19 protein-coding genes, 1 tRNA gene and 1 riboswitch are annotated in these 19,847 nt (G+C 71.8%); of the genes, 7 read left to right on the top strand and 13 right to left on the bottom strand.

The features are described 5' to 3' along the window. Positions 1-27: 27 nt before the first annotated feature. Positions 28-210 carry a DLW-39 family protein gene (locus ACFQRJ_RS05710; protein WP_377017974.1) on the bottom strand — a complete coding sequence of 61 codons (183 nt, stop codon included), beginning with the start codon at positions 208-210 and terminating at the stop codon, positions 28-30. A gap of 20 nt (positions 211-230) precedes the next feature. Continuing rightward, positions 231-304 (bottom strand) — tRNA-Ile (locus ACFQRJ_RS05705). A 217-nt stretch (positions 305-521) separates the two neighbouring features. On the opposite strand from ACFQRJ_RS05705, the gene ACFQRJ_RS05700 reads away from it, so the two are divergent. The 5 genes from ACFQRJ_RS05700 to ACFQRJ_RS05680 all read left to right on the top strand — a co-directional run bounded on the left by ACFQRJ_RS05700 (position 522) and on the right by ACFQRJ_RS05680 (position 4,693). After that, positions 522-755: a hypothetical protein gene (locus ACFQRJ_RS05700; protein ID WP_377017972.1), complete on the top strand. Its 234-nt coding sequence runs from the start codon at positions 522-524 to the stop codon at positions 753-755. 114 nt (positions 756-869) lie between these two features. Further along, positions 870-1,508, top strand: coding sequence for an ECF RNA polymerase sigma factor SigK (sigK, locus tag ACFQRJ_RS05695; protein WP_377017970.1), 639 nt, complete (start codon positions 870-872; stop codon positions 1,506-1,508). Next, positions 1,505-2,299, top strand: coding sequence for an anti-sigma factor domain-containing protein (locus tag ACFQRJ_RS05690; RefSeq protein WP_377017967.1), 795 nt, complete (start codon positions 1,505-1,507; stop codon positions 2,297-2,299). Before sigK ends, ACFQRJ_RS05690 begins: the two co-directional genes overlap by 4 nt. Next, positions 2,296-3,867: a molybdopterin-dependent oxidoreductase gene (locus tag ACFQRJ_RS05685; RefSeq protein ID WP_377017965.1), complete on the top strand. Its 1,572-nt coding sequence runs from the start codon at positions 2,296-2,298 to the stop codon at positions 3,865-3,867. The genes ACFQRJ_RS05690 and ACFQRJ_RS05685 overlap by 4 nt, the downstream gene beginning before the upstream one ends. A 19-nt stretch (positions 3,868-3,886) precedes the next feature. Further along, positions 3,887-4,693 carry an aminoglycoside 3'-phosphotransferase gene (locus ACFQRJ_RS05680; protein WP_377017963.1) on the top strand — a complete coding sequence of 269 codons (807 nt, stop codon included), beginning with the start codon at positions 3,887-3,889 and terminating at the stop codon, positions 4,691-4,693. A 12-nt stretch (positions 4,694-4,705) separates the two neighbouring features. On the opposite strand, the gene ACFQRJ_RS05675 is transcribed toward ACFQRJ_RS05680, so the two are convergent. Then, entirely contained in the window at positions 4,706-5,527 is an 822-nt protein-coding gene (locus ACFQRJ_RS05675) for a hypothetical protein (protein WP_377017961.1), read from the bottom strand. Between the two features lie 92 nt (positions 5,528-5,619). On the opposite strand from ACFQRJ_RS05675, the gene ACFQRJ_RS05670 reads away from it, so the two are divergent. Then, positions 5,620-6,093, top strand: a complete 474-nt coding sequence (locus ACFQRJ_RS05670) for an aminoacyl-tRNA deacylase (RefSeq protein ID WP_377017959.1) — start codon at positions 5,620-5,622, stop codon at positions 6,091-6,093. 5 nt (positions 6,094-6,098) lie between these two features. Here the strand turns inward: ACFQRJ_RS05670 and ACFQRJ_RS05665 are convergent, their stop codons facing one another. After that, positions 6,099-6,677, bottom strand: coding sequence for a TetR/AcrR family transcriptional regulator C-terminal domain-containing protein (locus ACFQRJ_RS05665; protein WP_377017957.1), 579 nt, complete (start codon positions 6,675-6,677; stop codon positions 6,099-6,101). A gap of 416 nt (positions 6,678-7,093) precedes the next feature. Between ACFQRJ_RS05665 and ACFQRJ_RS05660 the strand changes: the two genes are divergently transcribed. Then, entirely contained in the window at positions 7,094-7,693 is a 600-nt protein-coding gene (locus ACFQRJ_RS05660; RefSeq protein WP_377017955.1) for a GNAT family N-acetyltransferase, read from the top strand. Between the two features lie 61 nt (positions 7,694-7,754). Here the strand turns inward: ACFQRJ_RS05660 and ACFQRJ_RS05655 are convergent, their stop codons facing one another. From ACFQRJ_RS05655 to recF, 9 genes are all read right to left on the bottom strand, one after another. Next, on the bottom strand, positions 7,755-8,345 hold the full coding sequence (locus tag ACFQRJ_RS05655) for a DUF3566 domain-containing protein (RefSeq protein WP_377017953.1): 591 nt from the start codon (positions 8,343-8,345) through the stop codon (positions 7,755-7,757). A 3-nt stretch (positions 8,346-8,348) separates the two neighbouring features. Further along, the gene (gene gyrA / locus ACFQRJ_RS05650) at positions 8,349-10,955 is read right to left on the bottom strand and encodes a DNA gyrase subunit A (RefSeq protein ID WP_377018133.1); all 2,607 of its coding nucleotides are present in this window, start codon (positions 10,953-10,955) and stop codon (positions 8,349-8,351) included. Between the two features lie 339 nt (positions 10,956-11,294). Next, the gene (gyrB, locus tag ACFQRJ_RS05645; protein WP_377018132.1) at positions 11,295-13,409 is read right to left on the bottom strand and encodes a DNA topoisomerase (ATP-hydrolyzing) subunit B; all 2,115 of its coding nucleotides are present in this window, start codon (positions 13,407-13,409) and stop codon (positions 11,295-11,297) included. 442 nt (positions 13,410-13,851) lie between these two features. Further along, positions 13,852-14,343 carry a 6,7-dimethyl-8-ribityllumazine synthase gene (ribH, locus tag ACFQRJ_RS05640; RefSeq protein WP_377017951.1) on the bottom strand — a complete coding sequence of 164 codons (492 nt, stop codon included), beginning with the start codon at positions 14,341-14,343 and terminating at the stop codon, positions 13,852-13,854. After that, on the bottom strand, positions 14,340-15,671 hold the full coding sequence (gene ribB / locus ACFQRJ_RS05635; protein ID WP_377017949.1) for a 3,4-dihydroxy-2-butanone-4-phosphate synthase: 1,332 nt from the start codon (positions 15,669-15,671) through the stop codon (positions 14,340-14,342). The genes ribH and ribB overlap by 4 nt, the downstream gene beginning before the upstream one ends. Further along, complete coding sequence (locus tag ACFQRJ_RS05630; protein WP_377017947.1) at positions 15,668-16,327, bottom strand: riboflavin synthase; 660 nt, start codon at positions 16,325-16,327, stop codon at positions 15,668-15,670. The genes ribB and ACFQRJ_RS05630 overlap by 4 nt, the downstream gene beginning before the upstream one ends. Positions 16,328-16,344: 17 nt before the next feature. Continuing rightward, positions 16,345-17,403 (bottom strand): bifunctional diaminohydroxyphosphoribosylaminopyrimidine deaminase/5-amino-6-(5-phosphoribosylamino)uracil reductase RibD, encoded by a 1,059-nt coding sequence (gene ribD / locus ACFQRJ_RS05625; RefSeq protein WP_377017945.1) that lies wholly within the window; start codon positions 17,401-17,403, stop codon positions 16,345-16,347. Positions 17,404-17,529: 126 nt separating this feature from the next. Then, positions 17,530-17,659: riboswitch (FMN riboswitch) on the bottom strand. A 66-nt stretch (positions 17,660-17,725) separates the two neighbouring features. Next, entirely contained in the window at positions 17,726-18,574 is an 849-nt protein-coding gene (locus tag ACFQRJ_RS05620; protein WP_377017943.1) for a DUF721 domain-containing protein, read from the bottom strand. Continuing rightward, the gene (gene recF / locus ACFQRJ_RS05615) at positions 18,571-19,830 is read right to left on the bottom strand and encodes a DNA replication/repair protein RecF (RefSeq protein ID WP_377017941.1); all 1,260 of its coding nucleotides are present in this window, start codon (positions 19,828-19,830) and stop codon (positions 18,571-18,573) included. Before recF ends, ACFQRJ_RS05620 begins: the two co-directional genes overlap by 4 nt. Positions 19,831-19,847 lie beyond the last annotated feature (17 nt).

Genomic DNA, 19,847 nt, shown 5'->3' with positions numbered 1-19,847 from the left:
CCGTGGCGCCGGGATGAAGCGGGTGGATCAGATCCGGGCTGCGGGAGCGGACTCGGCCTGCTCCGCGGCTGCGTCCTGCTCTGCGGAGACGCGCTCGGCCTCGCTCCACAGATCATTGCGCATCCGGTCGGATTCGACCTTCCGCCAGGCGAGGAGACCGGCGGCGGACGTGCCGATCAGGACGGCGGCGACCTTGATGAACGTCTTCACGAGTCCTCCGATCCTCGAAGTGGGCCTAACTGGACTTGAACCAGTGACCTCTGTCTTATCAGGACAGCGCTCTAACCGACTGAGCTATAGGCCCATGGGGGCTGATCTCCGAAGCGTACCGGCCTCAGCCACCGACGAACTACGCTACCGCGCCACCTCCCACCGCGTCCAACCGGCCAGGGCAGTTGTACGGGAGGTCACAGGCCCCGGGATCGATGCGATCTCGGACCAATCCGGTCCGCCGTCGGCTCCGAACTCCTCTCGTGGCACCCGATCGGGTGCGACCACGCTGAGATTCGAAGGAGACCGTCATGAAGGTCCGCACTCTGCTCCCCGCCGTCGGCACCCTGGCCGCCTCCGTCGCCCTGCTCGCCGCGTGCTCCGGCGGCACGGACGAGGAGCCGACGATGGACGAGGGCGACCAGCCCTCGATGGAGCAGACCGAGGACGGCTCGATGTCCTCCGATGGCGGTGGCGAGATGTCCGACGGCGGCGGCATGGAGGACCAGGAGCACGAGGACATGGACTCCGACGAGGACATGTGACCCCTCGACGGTGGCGGATCCGCGCACGGCGGCGCACACTGCACGCAGTTGTCGCACCGGCGGGCGCGCCGCACCGGCGTCCTGCCGTCCCTGCGATCCCGGAAGGAGCTGCCGATGCCTCGTGAGCCCCTCGAGGCGGATCCACCCAGCGCGCGGCCGCGGCCCGGTGATGCCGACATGCGCCTGATCGGCGCGGGTACAGGCCAGTCACCTGAGGTCGCCGAGCTGCTGGGCCGGGTGGCCCTCGGGGACGAGGACGCGTTCTCCCACCTGTACGACGAGGTCTCGCCGCTGCTGTTCGCCCTGGTGAGACGAGTAGTGCGCGATGTCCCGATGAGCGAGGAGGTGCTGCAGGAGGTCTTCGTGGAGATCTGGCGGCAGGCCACCCGGTTCGATCCCGCCCGCGGCTCGGCGCACGGGTGGCTGTGCTCCATCGCTCATCGCCGCGCGGTGGACACCGTCCGGGCCAGCGAGGCCGCACGGCGCCGGGACGCCGACGAGGGGATGCGGAGGATCGAGGAGAACGTCATCGACGTGCAGGAGGAGGGGATCATGAGAGCCGAGTCCCAGCGGGTGCGCAACGCCCTGGGGTCCCTGACCCCGCTGCAGGCCGATGCGATCCGCCTGGCCTATTTCGGCGGCTACAGCCATCGTGAGGTGGCCGCCCTGCTCGACATCCCCGTCGGCACCGCGAAGACCCGCATCCGAGACGGCATGGTCGCCCTCCGCGACAGGCTGGGGGTGACCTCGTGAGCGAGCCCCAGCACAGCGCGACCGGAGCTTGGGCGCTGAACGCCCTGGACGCCGGCGAGCGCGCCCGATTCGAGGAGTACCTCGCCGAGGACCCTGACGCCGCGGCCGAGGCCGGATCCTTCGAGGAGACCGCCGGTGAGCTGGCTCGCGGCCTCGACCCGATCGCCCCTCGTCCCGAGCTCAAGGACGCCGTGATGGGACGGATCGCCCGCACCCGCCAGCTGCCCCCGCCAGCCGGTACCCGACCCGCGGGCGACGCCACCGACCCGGACTCCCACGATCCCGCCGTCGTTCCCGCGGATCGGTACCGCTCGAGCGTGCGGCGCACGCGCTGGCTCGCCGTCGCGGCGGCGCTGCTGCTGGTCACCTCCGTGGCCGGCTTCGGCCTGTGGGGCAGCGAGCGGGCCGCCGAGCAGGAGGCCCGGGCCACGATCGAGGCCATGGAGGAGGAGCACGAGATGATGTCGACGATCATGGCGGCCGACGACGCCTCCCACGTCACGCTCCCGGCGGACCCCGGCGGCAGTCTGAGCCTGATGTACTCCCGCCAGCAGGGGGCGATGCTCATCGAGGCCAGTGACCTGCCGCGACCTCCCGAGGGCAGTGCCTACCAGGTGTGGCTGGTCGACCCCGCCGGGTACCACAGCGCCGGGATGATCACCGAGCCGGACGACACCGTGATGATGCACGGAGAGGTCCCCTCCTCGGCAGAGCTGGGATTGACCCTCGAGCCGATGACCGGCTCCGACCAGCCCACGTCCGACCCCATGATGCTGGGAGAACTTTCATGAGCGCCCCCACCGTTCCGCTCCGGACCGGCAACCGCTGGTGGTCGGTGGTCGCGGGCGTGATCGGCGGCATCGTGCTGCTGGCCGTCGCCGAGCTCGCATCCCTGGCCTTCAGCTCCTCCTCCGCGCCGTTCATCGCCGTCGGCGGCGGCTTCATCGACATCATCCCGCCGGCGGTGAAGGACCTCGCCATCGCCCTGTTCGGCACCCACGACAAGATGGTGCTGTTCGCCTCGATGCTCACCGTCTACGTGGTGCTGACGGGACTGAACGGGTGGCTCGGTTCGCGCCGTCCTGCCATCGCCGCCGTGGTGCTGGCCGGGCTCGGGCTGTTCGCCGCCGTGATCGTGCTGACCAGAGCGCAGAACACCGCGGCCGACGCGATCCCGACCGTGCTCGGCACCGTGATCGCGGTGCCGGCGCTGCTGATGCTGCTGCGCCTCGTCCGTGGCCCATCGGTCCCGGCCGATGAGGACGGCGCGGCCGAGGCGGCCTGGACGCGCCGGCGTTCCCTGGTCGGCGTCGGGGCGGTCGGAGTGCTCGCCGTCATCGTCGCCGCGGGGGCCCGCGGGGTGAACGCCTCCCGCGACCTCGCGCGCCGGGCGGCGGAGTTCGCCCTCCCGGCGCCCCGCTCCCGCGCCGAGGAGATCCCGGAGGGCGCCCAGATCGACGTCGCGGGCATGCCCCCGTTCCTGACGCCCACCGGCGACTTCTACCGGATCGACACCGCCCTCGCCGTGCCGCGCGTGGATCCCACGACCTGGCAGCTGCGCATCCACGGACTCGTGGAGCGCGAGCTCACCCTGAGCTTCGAGGACCTCCTCGCCGAGCCCATGACCGAGGCGCACGTGACGCTGGCCTGCGTCTCCAACCCCGTCGGCGGCGATCTGGCGGGCAATGCCACCTGGCTCGGCGTACCCGTGGCCGCCCTGCTCGAGCGCGCCGGGGTGCGCGAGGGCGCGGACATGGTCCTCTCCCGCTCGGTCGACGGGTTCACCGCCTCCACCCCGCTGGAGGCCCTCACCGACGGGCGCGACTCTCTGCTCGCCGTCGGCATGAACGGTCAGCCGCTGCCACTGGAGCACGGCTATCCCGTGCGGATGGTGGTGCCGGGGCTGTACGGGTACGTCTCGGCCACCAAGTGGCTGACGGAGCTGACGGTGACGCGCTTCGCCGACGACACCGCCTACTGGTCCACCCGCGGCTGGTCCGAGCGCGGCCCCATCAAGACCGCCTCCCGCATCGACGTGCCCCGTTCCTCGGCGACCCTCGCGCCCGATGCCGAGGGAGCGGTCATGCTCGGCGGCACCGCCTGGGCGCAGCAGCGCGGTATCGCCGCGGTCGAGGTGCGGATCGACGACGGTGAGTGGAGGGAGGCCACCCTCGGCTCCGAGGTCAGCGCTGACACGTGGGCGCAATGGTCCCTGCGCTGGGAGGAGGCTACCCCCGGCGAGCACACCGCCGAGGTGCGGGCGACGGACGGCGAGGGCGAGGTCCAGACCGAGCAGCGTGCGAACCCGGCTCCGAACGGGGCCAGCGGCTGGCACCGCGTCGACTTCCGGGTGGGATGAGCCTGCGTACTCTGAACGCATGAGCTGGACCTCTGAGGAACGAGTGCTGCTGGGCGACCTCGCCGATGAGCAGTGGCGAGAGGTGGACAGCGGCGAGTCCGCAGCGCGGGTCCACGCCAGTGAGGGCGAACGCCTGTACGCCAAGCTGGTCCCGATGGAGGGGATTGCCGACCTGGCCGCCGAGCGGGACCGTACCCGATGGGCAGGAGGCCACGGCATCCCTGGTCCCCGCGTGGCCCACTGGGCGGCGAACGCCGACGGAGCCTGTCTCGTGACCACCGCGGTCCCCGGCGTCCCCGCGGACCAGGTCGACCGAAGTCACGCCCGGCAGGTCTGGGCGTCCGTCGTGCGGGCCGCCCGCGGACTCCATGCCACGGCGATTTCCGACTGCCCCTTCGATCGGGGGCTGCAGCACATGGCCGCCACGGCCGCCGACGTCGTCTCCCGCGGGGCGGTGAGTCCGGAGTTCCTGCGGCCTGAGCAGGAGCACGTCGACCCGCGTGACCTGCTGACAGCGCTGGAGAGCGAGCTCCCGGCACAGCTCGAGCGCGAAGCGGGCGATCTCGTGGTCTGCCACGGAGACCTGTGCTTGCCCAACGTCCTCGTGGACCCGGACTCCCTCGAGGTCACAGGGTTCATCGATCTCGGTCGGCTCGGCCTCGCGGACCGGCACGCCGATCTCAGTCTGCTGCTCGCTAACTCCGGGGACACCTGGCCCGAGCTCGCCGAGACGTTCGCCGACTCGCTGGAGCCCCTCTATGGGCACCCCGTCGACGCGGATCGGCTCCGGTTCCACCTGCAGCTGGACCCGCTGACCTGGGGTTAACTCCTCGGACGGTCAGCTCGCGGTGCGCGGCAGGCCGTCCTGGGCCACCAGTCCGTGCTGGCGCAGAAGCTGGTTCAGGGCATCGGGCGCCGCGGCGAAGCGGGCGCAGACCTCGGCGGCCGTCCCGCGCGCCTGATCGCTGCCGGTGTGGGCCACGAGCTCGTCGAACATCTCCTGCTGGCGGTGGCGCAGGGGCACGGGCACGTCGCGGCTGACCACTCCCCAGCTGGAGGCGTAGACGTCGTAGTGGGCGGGCCGATGACCCGTGGCCAAGGTGAGCGGGAATCGCGCCGCGTCCAGGCGCACCCGCTCGTAGTTCGGCTCGGTCTCGTCGACCACGGCGAGCTGCTCGTCGTCGAACCAGGTGGCCACCAGCTCGGTGCGCACGTCCTCGGCCCGATAGGGCGCCGCCGGGATGTACCCGCGCCGGGAGGTGTGGGCGCAGTGGCCGACGGCGAGACCGCGCACCGTGCACCGCACGAACGGGGTCGCCGGGTGCAGATCCCGCCCGGAGCGGGCGTACTTGCGGGCGATGGTCTCCGGGGTCTGGTTGGAGCCGACGGCCACCACCAGGGTGCGCTCGGCCAGCGGGGCCGCGCCGTCCGTCACCAGGGCCGACTCGATCGCCCCGACGTCCACCAGGGGCTCGTCCTGGTTCTCCGTGGGGCCGTCGACTCCACCCGTCGGATCGAGGTTCGCGATGCCGGCACTGAGCAGCAGTGCCGAGCGCACCGCCGGTCCTGTCCACGGATAGTCCTCCGGGGCATCGACGCCGGCGTCGACCTCGGTCTCGACGGGATCGGCCTGGGCGGTCACGGCGGGGGAAGGAGGCATCACTCGACTCTAACCACCGGTACCCGCCGGCCCCAGGATCCGGTGTCCCGCCCCACCCCGCCATCGCGCGCCGGGGTCACTATCGTGAGGACATGAGCGAACACCGCGCGATCGAGGCCCTGGAGGCCTCCGGCCTGGAGTACGAGATCACCCGGCACGGGCGGGTGGGTTCCCTCGCCGAGGCGGCCGCCGCGCGCGGGGTCGAGCCCGGATCGATCGTCAAGACGCTCGTGGTGCGCCGCGCCGAGGGGGACTTCCTGTTCGTGCTGGTGCCCGGCGATCGCGAGATCTCCTGGCCGAAGCTGCGCGCCGTGCTCGGCGTCAACCGCCTTTCCATGCCCGACAAGGACGTCGCCAGGGATGTCACCGGCTATGAACGCGGGACCATCACCCCGTTCGGCGCCACCACCGCCTGGCCGGTGATCGCCGACGCATCCCTGGCCGGGGATCCCACGCGCCGCATCTCCCTCGGCGCGGGCGCCCACGGCGTCGCCGTCACCGTTGCGGCCGAGCCCGCTCTCACGCACCTGCAGGCACAGGTCGCTGACGTCACCGAGCTGCAGTAGCGCCCTCAGGCCGTCGGCGCCCCGGCTGCCAGCCCGTCGAGGATCGGGCCGAGGCCCTCCTGGAACGCGCGATCGGCGTCGAACGAGTCGCCGGCATCGTGCGGCTCCTCCGTGAGCTCAGCGAGCCAGGGATGGCCCCGCCGCACGCCGGTACGGTCCAGGCGCCGCACCTCGTCGGCCCACCAGGCACCGTAGGCGATACCGGTGCTGCCGGCCTCCTGCCGCTCTGCCGCGACCAGCAGGCCCATCCCCTGGATGTAGCCGCTCAGCGCCAGGTACCGGCGCAGCGCCGAGTCCGCGTCGAACCCCATCTCGACGAAGGCCTCCACCATGGCGCGGGATGCCTCCAGGACGGCGGGCACCAGCGGAGGGCGGGTGCTGGCCAGGACCTCCACCAGCCACGGATGGGCCAGGTACCGCTGCCACTCCTCCTGCGCGAGAGCCCGCAGCCTCTCGACCGGTGGATCCTTCCGGCGAGTCTCCTGCCCGCTGCGGCCCTCCCGGCTGCTGCGCGCGACGATCCGCTGGACCATCAGGGCCACCAGCCGGTCCCGAGTGCCCACCAGCTGCCGGAGCGTGCTCATCGACGCGCCGGTCCGCCCCGCGAGGGCCGCGAAGGTCACGGCGCCGATGCCCTGCCGGTCAGCCAGGGCGACAGCGACATCGAGCGCGCGTTCGATGTCGACCTGCCCGGCTGCGTCGGAGTCGGGCCCGGTGCGCCTTGCGGCGGGTCGCGCGGCGGAGCGGAGCCGCCCCTCGTCGCGACGCCGACGGTACGCCCGGGCCTGGCACGACCTGGAGCAGTACCGACGAGGGCGCCCGGCCCTGCGCTGATCGGCCCAGCTCTTCCCGCACTCGCAGCACGTCACGTCGGCCTCCCTTTTCGTCACACAGGGTGCTGTGACGAAACTACTCCCCCTCCGGACCCGCTGCCACGAGCCTGGTGGGGAACGCGCGAGAACCAGCAGTCCCAGCAGGACCGGACCGAGGAGCACCCACGATGACGTCAGCCATCACCGCCCGAGCCGCCACCGCCGACGAGTACGACGCCGTCGTCGACCTGTGCGCCACTGCCTTCGCCGACGAGGCCGTCACCGCCTGGGCGCTCTCCGATCCCGCCCGCCGCGATGCGCTGCTGCGCGAGAGCTTCCGCGACTCCCTGCGCGCCGCACTCGAGGCCGATGCGGTGATCCTCGCGCTGGACGCGGCGGAGTCCCCGATCGGGGTCTCCATCTGGGTGCCGGTCCCCGACACCGGCCCGAGCGACGGGGATCCGGAGGACGGCGAGCCCCCGGCCCAGGAGACCGCGACCCGGCGACTGCGGGCCGTGGAACGGGCCACCGCGGCCCGCACGCCGCGCCTGCCGCACCTGCATCTGGTCTCGATGGCCGTGCTTCCCGAGCAGCGGGGCCGAGGAGCGGGCCACGCCCTGATCGAGGCCGGGATCGCCCGTGCCCGGGAGCTCGGGCTGCCCCTGTACCTCGAGGCCTCCACCCCCGCCAATCGGGCCCTCTACCTCCGCCACGGATTCTCGGCCCACGGCGAGCCGATCCGGCTGATCGAGAACGGCCCCACCCTGCAGCCGATGTGGAGGAACTGACCGCAGACGCACAACGGGCGGGCACCCGCAGGTGCCCGCCCGTCCAGTGCGTGGTGCAGGATCAGTCGTCGGTGAAGGTGACCTTCAGCCCGCCCAGGAGCGCGGCGACCAGGTTGTAGAGGAAGGCCAGCAGCGTACCCAGCGCGGTGATGATCACGACGTTGACCACGGCGACGATGGTGCCGTAGCTGACCATCTTGGAGAACTCGAAGAACTCCATGAACGGCAGCGGATCACCGCCGTTGAGGTCACGGCCCAGCTGATCGATCTGGGTCCACAGGCCGATGGCGTCGACCAGGTTCCACATCAGGATCACAGCGACCACGGTCGCGATACCGATGGCGATCGCCACCAGGAAGGACAGCTTCATCACCGAGAACGGGTCGAGCCGGGCCAGCGTCAGCCGCACGCGGCGCGGCCCGCGCCGCTGCTTCTCGGCGGAGGCCGCAGCAGAGCTCGCGGTCTCCTTCTTCGGGCTGCGGCTGGCGCCCCGGGCGGCGGAGCCCTTCCCGGTCCCGATCCTCTCGTCGGAGGAGCCGTCGGTCTCCTTGCCGTCCTCGACGACCGGGAGCTTCGAGGTCGCATCCGGCGACGCGCTCTGGGGGGAGGACGTGCGGGACGTGGAGGCAGTCCTCGAGTCACTCGTGCTCACGGATCACTCCTCGATCGTGTCGTCGCCGCCGGAGGGCGACCGGTCGGACTCGTCAGAGCCTAGATCATCGGAGGGGGCCGGAGCTGACTGCGACTCGTCCTCGCTCGAGATCTCCACAGCATCCCCGCCTTCTGCCGCCGCGCCCTCGTCGAGGTCCGGGGTCTCCGCGACCTCGGCCAGCTCCTCGTCCACCTCGGACTCGGGGCTGGCGGTGACCAGCAGGATCTGATCGCCCTTGTCGGGCTTGGCGAAGACGACGCCCATGGTGGTGCGGCCCTTGGCCGGCACCTCGGCGACGCGGGAGCGGACCACGCGGCCGCGCTCCATGACCACGAGCAGCTCGTCGGACTCCTCCACGGCGGCGGCGCCGACGAGGTGGCCCCGGTCGTCGGGCAGCTTGGCGACCCGGATGCCCAGGCCGCCGCGGCCCTGGACGCGGTACTCATCGATGCTGGTGCGCTTGGCGTAGCCGCCCTCGGTCACGGTGACGACGTACTGGCCGGGTCGGACGACGTCCATGGCCAGCAGCTGGTCGTCATGGCGGAACTTCATGCCGGTCACGCCGGAGGTGGCGCGGCCCATCGGGCGCAGCACGTCGTCACCGGCCGGGAACCGCACGGACTGCCCGTTGCGGGAGACCAGCAGCAGATGGTCCTCGCTGTCGACCGCGCGGGCGGCGATCAGCCGGTCCGGCTCGGGCCCGTCCGGGCCGTCGATGTCGCGGAGGTTGATGGCGATGATGCCGCCGGTGCGGTTGGAGTCGAACGCCGGCATCGGAGTCTTCTTGACCAGCCCCGAACGGGTGGCCAGCACCAGGTACTGGGCATCCTCGTAGGTATCGATCGTCAGGACCGAGGCGATCTTCTCGTCGGGCTGGAAGGCGAGCAGGTTCGCCACGTGCTGGCCCTTGGCGTCCCGCGGGGCCTCGGGCAGCTCGTAGCCCTTGGCGCGGTAGACCCGCCCCTGGTTGGTGAAGAACAGCAGCCAGCGGTGGGTGGTGGTGGTGAAGAAGTGCTCGACCACGTCGTCCGCGCGCAGCGAGGCCCCGCGCACCCCCTTGCCGCCGCGCTTCTGGGCGCGGTACTGGTCGGCGCGGGTGCGCTTGACGTACCCGCCGCGGGTGATGGTGACGACCACGTCCTCCTCGGGGATCAGGTCCTCCATCGACATGTCGGTGTCGAACGGGAGGATCTGGGTGCGGCGGTCGTCGCCGTACTTGTCGACGATCTCGGACAGTTCCTCGGAGACGATGTCGCGCTGGCGCTGCGGGGAGGCCAGGATCGCGTTGTACTCCTCGATCAGGGCCTGCAGCCGGTCGTGCTCCTCGATGATCTTCTGGCGCTCCAGGGCGGCCAGCCGGCGCAGCTGCATCGCCAGGATCGCGTTGGCCTGGAGCTCGTCGATCTCCAGCAGCTCCATCAGCCCGGTGCGTGCCTCGTCGGCGTCCGGGGACCGGCGGATCAGCGCGATGACCTCGTCCAGCGCGTCCAGGGCGCGGAGGTAGCCGCGGTAGATGTGGATCTGCTCCTCGGCCTTGCGCAGGCGGTACTGCGTGCGGCGCACGATGACGTCGATCTGGTGCTTGGTCCACTCACGGACGAACGAGTCGATCGACAGGGTGCGGGGCACATTGCCGGCCAGGGCCAGCATGTTCGCGGAGAAGTTCTCCTGCAGCTGGGTGTGCTTATAGAGGTTGTTCAGCACCACCTTGGCGACCGCGTCGCGCTTGAGGGTGATGACCAGGCGCTGGCCGGTGCGGCCCGAGGTCTCGTCGGTGATGTCGGCGATGCCCTGGATCTTGCCCAGCTTGACCATCTCGGCGATCTTGCGGGCGAGATTGTCGGGGTTGACCTGGTACGGCAGCTCGGTCACCACGAGGCACATGCGGCCGTTGATCTCCTCGGTGGAGACCACGGCGCGCTGCGTGATGGAGCCGCGACCGGTGCGGTAGACGTCCTCGATGCCCTTGGTGCCGACGATCGTGGCGCCGTTGGGGAAATCGGGCCCCTTGATGTGCTCGAGGCAGGCCTCGAGCAGTTCGGGCTTGGTGGCCTCGTAGTTCCTGAGGTACCACTGGACGGCCCCCGCGACCTCGCGCAGGTTGTGCGGGGGGATGTTGGTGGCCATGCCCACCGCGATCCCGGCAGAACCGTTGACCAGCAGGTTCGGGAAGCGGGCCGGGAGCACGACGGGCTCGTCGATGGTGTTGTCGTAGTTGCCCTGGGTATCGACCGTGTCCTGGTCGATGTCCCGCACCAGCTCCATCGCCAGGGGCGCCATCTTGCACTCGGTGTACCGGGGTGCGGCCGCACCGTCATCGCCCGCGGAGCCGAAGTTGCCCTGTCCAAGGATCAGCGGGTACCGCATCGCCCACGGCTGGACCAGGCGCACCATGGCGTCGTAGATCGCGCTGTCGCCGTGGGGGTGGTAGTTGCCCATCACGTCGCCGACGACCTTCGCGCACTTCGAGAAGGAGCGGTCGGGGCGGTAGCCGCCGTCGTACATCGCGTAGACGATGCGGCGGTGGACGGGCTTGAGGCCGTCGCGCACGTCCGGCAGCGCGCGGGAGACGATCACGCTCATCGCGTAGTCGAGGTAGGAGTGCTGCATCTCCTGGTTCAGGTCGACCTGGGTGATGCGGTCGACCTCGTTCTCATCCAGCGGATCGACGAGGGTGACCGTGCGATCGGCCGCCTCGGACTGCGAGACCTCGTGGGAGCCCTCCGGGGTGGAGGGGCCGACGATGCCGCCGGGCAGCGAGGGCGCCTCGGGATCCGGGGTCGCCTCGTCGGCGGGCCCGGTGCCGGGGTCCTGGGGCGTGGTCTCGTCAGGGCTGTTGGGGTCCTGCGGAGTGTCGCTCATGGCGTGGAAGGCCTTTCGGGTGGGGCCGAGGGTCGTGGGCGTTCCCGGGGGCGCTCGGGCCGGGCCGTGCGCGGCCCCGGGGAGCCCTCAGATGTCGAGGAAGCGGACGTCCTTGGCGTTCTCCTGGATGAAGCGGCGCCGGGACTCGACGTCATCGCCCATCAGGACGGAGAAGATGGTGTCGACGTCGGCGGCCTCGTCGACGGTGACCTGCTTCAGGGTGCGCGAGTTGGTGTCCATGGTGGTGGTCTGGAGCTCCTTCCAGTCCATCTCGCCGAGGCCCTTGTACCGCTGGATGCCGTTGTCCTTGGGGATCCGGCGGCCGGCGGCGCGGCCGGCCTCGAGGCGCTCGTCGCGCTCGTCGTCGCTGAAGACGTACTCGTGCGGGGCGTTGGACCACTTCAGGCGGTACAGCGGCGGCATGGCGACGAACACGTGGCCGAGCTCGATCAGCGGGCGCATGTACCTAAACAGCAGAGTCAGCAGCAGCGTGACGATGTGCTGGCCGTCCACGTCGGCGTCGGCCATGAGGATGATCTTGTGGTACCGCAGCTTGGTGGCATCGAAGTCCTCGCCGATGCCGGTGCCGAAGGCGGTGATCAGCGAGCGGACCTCCGCGTTGTCGAGCGCGCGGTCCAGCCGGGCCTTCTCCACGTTCAGGATCTTGCCGCGGATCGGCAGGATCGCCTGGTTGTAGGGCTCACGGCCCGAGACCGCGGAGCCGCCGGCCGAGTCGCCCTCGACGATGAAGATCTCCGACTCCGCAGGATTGCGGGAGGCGCAGTCCTTGAGCTTGCCGGGCATGCCGCCGGACTCCAGCGGCGACTTGCGGCGGGTGGCGTCGCGGGCCTTGCGGGCCGCCTCGCGGGCGGCGGCGGCCGCCTGGCCCTTCATGACGATGGCCTTGGCCTCCTGCGGGTGGGAGACGAACCAGTCCTGGAGCTGGTCGGTCATCACCTTGACCATGAAGGTGCGGGCGATGGTGTTGCCCAGCTTGGTCTTGGTCTGGCCCTCGAACTGGGGCTCGCCCAGCTTCACCGAGATCACCGCGGTCAGGCCCTCGCGGATGTCCTCGCCGGTGAGGTTGGCGTCCTTCTCCTTGAGCAGGCCCTGTGCGCGCCCGTAGCGGTTCACGATCGAGGTCAGCGAGCTGCGGAAGCCCTCCTCGTGGGTGCCGCCCTCGTGGGTGTTGATCGTGTTGGCGTAGGTGTGCACGGACTCCGAGTAGGCACCCGTCCACTGCATGGCCACCTCGACGGAGATGTGCGCCTCGGTGTCCTCGGACTCGAAGGAGATGATGTCGGGGTGGATCACCTCGGCCTTCTTCGCCGTGTTGATGAACTCGACGAAGTCCTGCAGGCCGCGCTCGTAGAGGTAGGTGACCGAGTGCGGCCCGGTCCCCGTGCCGGCGCCCTCGGCCGCCAGCTCGACGTCGACTATGTCGTCCTCGCCGTCCTGATCGTCCTCGGACGGGCGCTCGTCGGTCAACGTGATCCGCAGGCCCTTGTTCAGGAACGCCATCTGCTGGAACCGCTTGCGCAGGGTCTCGAAGTCGTAGACGGTCTCGTCGAAGATCTCGTCATCGGCCCAGAAGGTGATGGTGGTGCCGGTCTCCTCGGTCTCCTCGCCCTTGTCCAGCGGGCCCTCGGGGACGCCGCGCCGGTAGGCCTGGCGCCACACGTGGCCCTGGCGGCGGATCTCCACCTCCATCCGGGAGGACAGGGCGTTGACCACGGAGGAGCCCACGCCGTGCAGACCGCCGGAGACCGCGTAGCCGCCGCCGCCGAACTTGCCGCCGGCGTGCAGCACGGTCAGCACCAGTTCCACCGCGGGCTTCCCCTCGGTGGGGTGCATGTCCACGGGGATGCCGCGGGCGTGGTCGACGACGCGGACGCCGCCGTCGGCCAGCAGGGTCACCTCGATGGCGTCGCCGTGGCCGGCCATCGCCTCGTCCACGGAGTTGTCGACGATCTCCTGGACCATGTGGTGCAGGCCCCGCTCACCGGTGGAGCCGATGTACATGCCCGGGCGCTTGCGGACCGCCTCGAGGCCCTCGAGGACGGTGATGTCCGAGGCCTCGTAGTGCTCGGGAGCGTGGGCGGCCCGTTCGCCGGCGGACCCGGGCACCGGGGCGGCGGCGGTCTCCTCGCTGGTTCCGGACGACGGGTCCGGGATGCTCTGGGGCGCGTCCTGGTCGGGCATGGGTCGGTCGCTGTCGCTCACCTGGTGTGGCTCCTCGCAGTCCTGGGTCCCTCGGCCCGGAGTGCGCCGAGGGGAGTTCGGCAGTGCGCCGCGGCCCATGGGTCCGGCTCAGCACACAGGCGGCCCACGGAGCTCCCGCGCGCGCACGCGCGTACGGGGACCCGTAGGCCACAGCGGCCGAGCCGACGGCATGAGTCCACGAGGACGTCGGAGGACGTCGGCCGAACCTGCTCGATTCTACCGGAAAACGCCGTCTGGACCTACTACGCCACTCCGTCGTGTGGACAACGTGACGCAGAATCGGTGCCACGCGTCGCGCGAAGGGCTCTGCAAGGCGCCGACGGACCGGCCGACGGGGACCGGTACGTCGCCCGGGGTCCGGGCGCGGCACAGGCGAATCTGAGGATCCGATGCGTCCGCGCCGGCCGGTCCCCGCGGCTACTCAGCTCCTCCCGCCAGCGGCCGACGGGATCCTCCCGAGCACTCCGGCCGTGACCAGAGCCGCCGAGGCGGCCTCGTATCCCTTGTCCTCACCGGATCCGGGCAGACCCGCACGATCCAGCGCCTGCTGCTCATCATCGCAGGTCAGGAGGCCGAAGCCCACAGGGATCCCGTGGTCGAGGCTGACCCGGGAGAGTCCGTCGGTCGCCGCCCGGCAGACGTAGTCGAAGTGCGGGGTCCCGCCGCGGATGACGACGCCGAGGGCGACGACGACGTCGTGGGTGCGGGCCAGGCGGTCCGCGACCACGGCCAGCTCCATGCTGCCGGGGACGCGGAGCACGGCCGGATCGGGCAGCTGAGCCTCGGCGCAGGCGCGCAGGGCGCCGGCGATCAGACCGTCCATCACCTGGTCGTGCCAGGAGGCCGCGACGAGGGCGACGCGGGCGCCGGGCAGGTGGGGGATCTCCGCGGTGGGGCTTCCGGATCCGCTCATGGTCTCTCTCCGTTCGGTGCGGTGCCGGCCTCGCGGGGGAGGCCGGCGGAGGTGATCGGTGGCAGGCCGACGAGGTGATGGCCCAGCCGGTCGCGCTTGGTGGTCAGGTACGCGAGGTTCTCGGGGGTGGCGTGGGTGGTGAGGTCCACCGTGCCCGTGACCTCGACGCCTCCGGCGCGCAGCGCGTCGGCCTTCGCCGGGTTCTGGGTGAGCAGCTCGATCGCGCCGACGCCGAGGTGGTCGAGGATCTGCGGGACGATCGTGAAGGATCGGGAGTCGACGGGGAGGCCGAGATCGAGGTTGGCGTCGACGGTGTCGCGGCCGTGCTCCTGGAGCGCATAGGCGCGCAGCTTCTCCAGCAGCCCGATGCCGCGGCCCTCATGGCCGCGGAGCAGGATCAGCACCCCCCGACCGGCGGCATCGATGCGGGCGAGCGACTCCTCGAGCTGGGGACCGCAGTCGCAGCGCCGGCTGCCCAGGATGTCCCCGGTGACGCACTCGGAGTGGACCCGCGTCAGCACCGGCCCGGGCGTGGTGACCTCGCCGCGCACGAGGACCAGGTGCTCTGCCGAGCCCTCGCGGACGGCGAGCGCACGGAACCGGCCGTATCTCGTCGGCAGCTCCACCGGCGCCGTGACCTCCAGCGGCTCGTGCCTCGCCTGCGGGACGGGAGCGGCCGGCAGCTCCGGAGACTCCGCGAACGCCGGAGCGTCGTGGGTCCGCCGGTGCTCGACGAGGGCCTCGATGGAGATCATGGCCAGACCGTGCTCATCGGCGAACTCGCGCAGGGCGGGCCCGCGCATCATGCTGCCGTCGTCGTGGACGAGTTCGACGATCATCCCGACGTCCGGCAGTCCCGCCAGGCGCGTGAGGTCCACCGCGGCCTCGGTGTGGCCGCGCCGCTCGAGCACGCCGCCGTCGCGGGCTCGCAGGGGGAAGACGTGTCCCGGTCGGATCAGATCGCCGGGGCCGGACCGCGGGGAGGCCAGCACCTGCAGGGTGCGGGCCCGGTCGGCGGCGCTGATGCCGGTGGTGACGCCCTCGTGGGCGTCGACGCTGACCGTGTACGCGGTGCGCAGCGGATCGGCGTTGGAGGCGACCATCAGCGGCAGCTCGAGGGCGTCGGCCCGGGCGGCGTTCACGGGCGCGCAGAGCAGACCGCTGGAGTACCGCACGGCGAAGGCCAGCAGCTCCGGGGTCACGGCGCTCGCGGCGAGGATCAGGTCGCCCTCGTTCTCGCGGTCCTCGTCGTCGATCACGATCACGGGCCGGCCGGCTGCGATGTCGTCGATCGCGCGGGGTATCGGGTCCAGTCGCAGCGTGCTCATCGTCCGGTCTCCGCTCCGGCCAGTGCGCCGGCGGTCAGCTTCTCGACGTACTTCGCGAGCACGTCGACCTCCAGGTTGACCCGGTCGCCCACGCGGCGCAGGCCAAGCGTGGTGCGCTCGAGGGTCTCGGGGATCAGCCCGATGGTGACCAGGCCGTCCTCGAGCGCGGCGACGGTGAGGCTCACCCCGTCCACGGTGAGCGAGCCCTTCTCCACGAGGTAGCGATCCAGGCCCGGGGTGCTCAGGCGCAGCAGCGTCCCGCCCTCGCCCTCCTCGCGGCCCAGGATCTCGCCGACCCCGTCGACGTGGCCCTGGACGATGTGCCCGCCCAGGCGCCCGTCGGCGCGCAGCGAGCGCTCGAGGTTCACGCGGTCGCCGGCGCTGAGACCCGCGAGGGTGGTGGCGGCGAGGGTGGTGGGGATGACGTCGGCGGTCCAGATCTCGCCGTCGATGTCCGCGACGGTCAGGCAGCAGCCGCTGACGGCGATCGAGTCGCCGAGGGCGACGTCCTCGAGGACGTGGGGCGAGCGGATCCGCAGCCGGACGGTGCCGTGGTCGGGCCCGGTCCCGTCGGGCCGGGGCTGGTCGGGATGGGACTGGTCGGGCGGGATGACGGCGTCGACCGTCCCCAGCTCCTCGATGAGGCCTGTGAACATGGTGGGTTCCCTTCGGGTCAGGGTCGGGTGGTGCGGGGGCGCAGGGTCAGCTGGAGGTCGGTGCGCCCGTCGGGTGAGGTCAGTGGCTCGGTGGTGACGAGGTCGAGGTCGAGGCGGTCGGCGATCGTGGTGATGCCGAGGTCACCGATCCCGGCGGGGCCGGCGCCGAGCAGGGTCGGGGCGAGGTGGACGATGAGTTCGTCGACCGTGCCGGCGGCGAGGAAGGCGGCGGTGAGAGTGGGCCCGCCCTCGAGCAGCACGTGGCGTTGCCCGCGCTCGAAAAGATCGGTGAGGGCGCTGGAGGGATCCCGGGTGCGCAGCGGGATCTCGGGGCCGGCTCCGTCCAGGGCCGGCAGCGGCGGGTGGTCGCTGGTGCCCATGACGGCCCGGTGCGGCTGCCGGGGCAGGAGCGTGCCGTCGCCCCGGCGGGCGGTGAGGGTCGGATGGTCCGCGCGCGCGGTGCCGGTACCGATCAGCACGGTGTCGCAGGTGGCGCGGAGGCGGTGGACCTCCTGCCGGGCGGTCTCGCCGGTGATCCAGCGGCTGCTGCCGTCGGCCGCGGCAGCCTTGCCGTCCAGGGTGAGGGCGATCTTCGCGGTGACCAGGGGGCGGCCGTGCCGCAGGCCGTGCTCCCAGCCGCGGTTCAGGGCGGCCGCCCGCGCCGCGAGATCCTCCGGGACCTCGTCCTCGACCTCGATCCCTGCGGCGCGCAGCGTCTCGATCCCGCCGGCGGCCACGGGGTTCGGATCCCGGCGGGCGATGACGACCCGGGCGATGCCGGCGGCGATCAGCGCGTCCGCGCACGGATCGGTGCGGCCGACGTGGGTGCAGGGCTCGAGCGTGACGACGGCCGTCGCCCCGGCCGGCGATCCCCTTCCCTCACGGCGAGCGCCGGCGAGGGCGTCGGCTTCGGCGTGGGCCGTGCCGGCCCCGCGGTGGTGGCCTTCGGCGAGGACCGTGCCGTCCGGGGTCAGCAGGACGCAGCCGACGCGGGGATTGGGGCCGAGGGGGACGCCAGGATCCGCCGCGATCTCCAAGGCGCGGCGCAGGGCGTCGCGCTCATGCGTGTTCAGCATGCTCTCTCCTCCGGTCCGCGTCGCTCGCGGTCCGGAGTGAGGGAGGGGTCACGGAGGCGGCGTCACTCCGGGGTGCCGCTGCCAGCGCACGGAGAGTGCGCGGCCAGGGCCGTCCGGAGGACGACGTCGCGTGCGCTTCCCATCCGGACTCTGACCGTCGGTCCAGGAGTTCCACCTGGTCAACCGAGGGCCGAAGGCCATCGGGTCGCGGACTGTCACCGCCGGCTCGGAATTTCACCGACCCCAGTGCACGCGAGCTTTCCAGCTCGTCGGAGCCCACGCTAGCAGTCGGTGGCCCGCCGTGGCGGGGCCGAGGCGCGTATCACCCGTAGGTGTCGCGGGGTCCGCGCCAGGTGACAGTGCGCCGGCCCTTCTTCCAGCTGCGCTCGGCCGCGGCCGGGCCCGTGACCCGCAGCTCGGAGATCACGTGGGCGCCGATGTGCTCCTCGATGGTCGTGATCAGCTGGGGTGAGAGCATCCGCAGCTGGGATGCCCAGGCGGAGGAGGAGGCGCTGACCACGAGCACGCCGTCCTCGAAGCTGACGGGGCGGCAGTGGGTGCTGATCCGTTCGCCCACGATGTCGTCCCATTCCTCCAGCACGCGCCCGGCGCTCATCCCCGCGTTCCAGCCCAGGTTCCCCAGCACTTTGCGCAGCACGGTCTCGATGCTCTGGGGGTCCCGGGGGTCCGGCCGGGAGCCCGAGTAGCCGGGCGCGCTGCCGGATCGGTCGCGCACATCTCGTGCCTGGGTCTTCGCCGAGATGGGGAACAGGCCCCGGTCCCGCGCCGCGGCCCGCGAGCGGTTGACCGTGCGGCGGGCCAGTTCGAAGGGGTCGGCCACGGCGGCGAGGTCCGGCGGGTCGTACAGCTCCTCGGTCTCGTCCGCGCCCACCGTGCCGTCACCGTCGCCGGGACCACCAGGGGCGCCCGCCCCGAAGGCCGCGTCCGGGCCGGTGCTGCCCTCGCGGCGCGACCGGGCCGACCCGCTCGGGGCCGTCGCCCGTGAGCCGCGGCCCGACTCCTCCGGTGGAGCCGGCAGTGCCTGTCCGGCTGAGGGGCCGGGACGCGCGCCGTCGGTGCGACCGGTCCAGGTGGAGAGGTCGTAGGGATTGGCGAGGCGCGGCCGGGAGGGACCGTCGCTGCCTGGGTCGCCGCCGGGACGCGGGGTCATGGCCGGCTCCCGTCCTCGCGGGGCACGGCCGCTCCCAGGCTGACGTCGACGACGTGGATCTCGCCGTCCAGGGACGCGGGGATGTCACTGTCGTTCGCGGTGGTGATCAGCACCTGCGACGCGTGGGTGACGATCCGCCCCAAGCGGTCGCGGCGGCGGGTGTCGAGCTCGCTGAAGACGTCGTCGAGGATGAGGATCGGTTCACCGTCCCCGAGGTCGCCCTCCTCGAGCCGCAGCAGATCGTAGGAGGCCAGTCGCAGGGCGAGGGCCAGGGACCAGGACTCGCCGTGGCTGGCATAGCCCTTGGCGGGGAAGTCGTGCAGCCGGATCTCGAGGTCGTCGCGATGCGGCCCGCTGAGCGTGACGCCGCGGTCGATCTCCTCGTCATGGCGGCGGGCGAGCAGATCCAGCAGCACGTCGTGGATCTCGCGGGTGCTGGGCAGCTGTCCCGGCGCGGCCCCGAGCTCGTCCAGTGCGGTGGAGCGGTAGGCGACGTCGGCCGGGGAATCGACGTCCCCACGCTGGTCGGGCGGGAGGTCGAGGGCCTCTTCGGCGCCTTCGTCCGTGGCGACCCGCAGGTAGGAGTAGCCCAGGTGGGGGCGGAGGCGGTTGACCAGGTGGAGCCGGGCGCGCAGCAGATCCGCGCCGAGGCGGGCGAGCTGCTGGTCCCACACCTCGAGGGTGGAGGCGGCCGTCTCGGATGGGTCCAGGCCGCCGACGGGATTGGCGCTGCTGCCGCGGCGCAGGGAACGCATCTGCTTGAGCAGGTTGCTGCGCTGCTTGAGCACACGGTCGTAGTCGGCCTTGACCGAGGCGTAGCGGGGGGCGATGACGAACAGCAGCTCGTCCAGGAAGCGTCGCCGGCCCTCGGGATCGGCCTTGACCAGGCCCAGGTCCTCGGGCGCGAAGAGCACGGCCCGCACCTCGCCGAGCAGGTCGCGCAGGCGGGAGACGTTCTGGCCCTGCAGCCGGGCGCGGTTCGCCCTGCCCGGGGTGATCTCGAGGTCGACCTGCAGCGGGCGACCGGCACGCTGGAAGGTGGCGCGGATGATCGCGGTCGATTCCCCGCGGCGCACCAGTGCCGCGTCGTGCGGCACGCGGTGGCTGGAGAGGGTCGCCAGGTACCACACGGCTTCGACGATGTTCGTCTTGCCCTGGCCGTTCTGGCCGACCATCACCGTGATGCCCGGATGCACCGGCAGGGTGAGCCGCGGGTAGGAGCGGTAGTCCGTGAGGTCGAGAGCGGTCAGCTGCACGGAGAGACCACTCCCGC

Source organism: Brachybacterium sp. GCM10030252 (genome assembly GCF_042666535.1).
In the GTDB taxonomy this organism is placed as follows: Bacteria; Actinomycetota; Actinomycetes; order Actinomycetales; family Dermabacteraceae; genus Brachybacterium.
This window is presented reverse-complemented; position numbering and strand designations above follow the sequence as displayed.

Excerpts from the sequence above, each read along its gene's own strand:
- ACFQRJ_RS05700 (WP_377017972.1), top strand. The coding sequence starts at position 522 with ATGAAGGTCCGCACTCTGCTCCCCGCCGTCGGCACCCTGGCCGCCTCC.
- sigK (WP_377017970.1), top strand. The coding sequence starts at position 870 with ATGCCTCGTGAGCCCCTCGAGGCGGATCCACCCAGCGCGCGGCCGCGG.
- ACFQRJ_RS05685 (WP_377017965.1), top strand. The coding sequence starts at position 2,296 with ATGAGCGCCCCCACCGTTCCGCTCCGGACCGGCAACCGCTGGTGGTCG.
- ACFQRJ_RS05680 (WP_377017963.1), top strand. The coding sequence starts at position 3,887 with ATGAGCTGGACCTCTGAGGAACGAGTGCTGCTGGGCGACCTCGCCGAT.
- ACFQRJ_RS05675 (WP_377017961.1), bottom strand. The coding sequence starts at position 5,527 with ATGCCTCCTTCCCCCGCCGTGACCGCCCAGGCCGATCCCGTCGAGACC.
- ACFQRJ_RS05670 (WP_377017959.1), top strand. The coding sequence starts at position 5,620 with ATGAGCGAACACCGCGCGATCGAGGCCCTGGAGGCCTCCGGCCTGGAG.
- ACFQRJ_RS05665 (WP_377017957.1), bottom strand. The coding sequence starts at position 6,677 with ATGAGCACGCTCCGGCAGCTGGTGGGCACTCGGGACCGGCTGGTGGCC.
- ACFQRJ_RS05660 (WP_377017955.1), top strand. The coding sequence starts at position 7,094 with ATGACGTCAGCCATCACCGCCCGAGCCGCCACCGCCGACGAGTACGAC.
- gyrA (WP_377018133.1), bottom strand. The coding sequence starts at position 10,955 with ATGCAGCACTCCTACCTCGACTACGCGATGAGCGTGATCGTCTCCCGC.
- gyrB (WP_377018132.1), bottom strand. The coding sequence starts at position 13,409 with ATGCCCGACCAGGACGCGCCCCAGAGCATCCCGGACCCGTCGTCCGGA.
- ribH (WP_377017951.1), bottom strand. The coding sequence starts at position 14,343 with ATGAGCGGATCCGGAAGCCCCACCGCGGAGATCCCCCACCTGCCCGGC.
- ribB (WP_377017949.1), bottom strand. The coding sequence starts at position 15,671 with ATGAGCACGCTGCGACTGGACCCGATACCCCGCGCGATCGACGACATC.
- ACFQRJ_RS05630 (WP_377017947.1), bottom strand. The coding sequence starts at position 16,327 with ATGTTCACAGGCCTCATCGAGGAGCTGGGGACGGTCGACGCCGTCATC.
- ribD (WP_377017945.1), bottom strand. The coding sequence starts at position 17,403 with ATGCTGAACACGCATGAGCGCGACGCCCTGCGCCGCGCCTTGGAGATC.
- ACFQRJ_RS05620 (WP_377017943.1), bottom strand. The coding sequence starts at position 18,574 with ATGACCCCGCGTCCCGGCGGCGACCCAGGCAGCGACGGTCCCTCCCGG.